The sequence below is a fragment of the Arthrobacter sp. CAN_A212 genome (assembly GCF_015752345.1).
In the GTDB taxonomy this organism is placed as follows: Bacteria; Actinomycetota; Actinomycetes; order Actinomycetales; family Micrococcaceae; genus Arthrobacter_D.
In genome coordinates this window covers 1-1,424 of sequence record NZ_JADOUT010000073.1, presented here as the reverse complement: position 1 = coordinate 1,424, position 1,424 = coordinate 1, and the positions used below count along the sequence as shown (strand labels likewise).

Annotated in this window: 1 protein-coding gene; it reads right to left on the bottom strand. The window is 63.8% G+C overall.

Annotation, left to right across the window (positions count from 1 at the left end):
* Positions 1–6: 6 nt before the first annotated feature.
* On the bottom strand, positions 7–1,314 hold the full coding sequence (locus IWX64_RS16820; protein WP_196868267.1) for an ISL3 family transposase: 1,308 nt from the start codon (positions 1,312–1,314) through the stop codon (positions 7–9).
* Positions 1,315–1,424: the final 110 nt, after the last annotated feature.

Sequence of the window (1,424 nt, the reverse complement as noted above, 5' to 3'; positions counted from 1 at the left end):
GGCTCTTCACAATGGAGGGTGTAGTTTCGGTTTGAATCCGCCGGATTCGAGTAGTGATCTGGCGATGTAGTTGGTGAGGTTGCGGAAGCCGAGGGCTGAGCCGCGGAGGTGTTCGAGACGTCCGTTGATCGCTTCGGTGGGCCCGTTGGACGTGCCGGGGCGGTCGAAGTAGGCAAGGATATCGGGGGCGCGGCGTTTGAGGGTCCGTCCGAGACTGATGGCCTCGGTCAACACGCTGGGAACGCCGTGGCTGATTGATTCGATCAGCTTGCTCATCAGCTCTCGGCCGAGAGGTCGGTCCGGTTCGCGGTAAGCGGCGATCATCCGCTGGTAGATTCCCCAGGTCGCTTCGACCTGAACGTGCGCATCGGTGGCGAACAGGTCAGTGAGCCGGTCTTTTTGCTTTTCGGTGTGTAGATCAGCGCCGGTGTGCAGGGTCCGCCGTGCACGGTAAAGCGGATCATCTTTTCGGCCACGGTGACCGTGGGTGCGCTGCTGGATCCGACGTCTGCACCCATCAAGTGCGTCGCCGGCCAGACGGACCACATGGAACGGGTCCATCACCGCGACGGCGTCGGGGAGCTCTTCAGCGGTGGCGGTCTTGAACCCGGTAAAGCCGTCCATCGCGACGACTTCCACGTCCTGACGCCAGGACTCGTCGCGTTCGCCCAGCCAGTCCTTGAACACCTGTTTCGAGCGTCCTTCGACCATGTCCAGCAGCCGCGCCGGCCCGGTGCCGTCCCGGATAGGAGTCAGATCGATGATCACGGTCACGTATTTGTCCCCGCGGCGGGTATGCCGCCAGACGTGCTCATCGACGCCGATGACCTTCACCGCCGTGAACCGGTCCGGGACATCAATCAGGACCCGTTTGCCCTCGGCCAGGACTGCGTCGTTCGCGGTGTTCCAGGACACGCCGAGACCTTCAGCGATGCGGGCGACGGTGAGGTGCTGGCACACGATGCCTTCCAACGCCCAGCGCAGTCCCCGGCGGGAAAGCTTCGCTCTCGGCTGGGCCGCTTTCGTGGTGTCTTGGCGCCACACGTGCCCGCACCCGGTACACCGGTACCGCCGGACCCGGATCAGCAGCGTCGTCGGTCGCCACCCCAACGGCTCATGCGCGAGCCGGCGGATCACCGTATCGCGAGGTACTCCCTGGCATCCGCAGCGCCGACACCAATCATCGGGCGCGACCACCCGGCATGCCAACACCGCCCGACCGGGCTCCAAGCGCTGGCCAACGGCTTCCAAACCGAGCTCGTCAAGGCGGCAAAACATCGTCAGGTCAGGGCGAACAAAGGTAGCGTTAAGCACGTCGGGGTCTTCCAGATGGGTTGTGTGAGAACTTCCATCATCTGAAGATCCCGACCCCAATCACTGGACCGACGCGCCAACCCCGACTACACCCTCCATTGTGAAGAGCC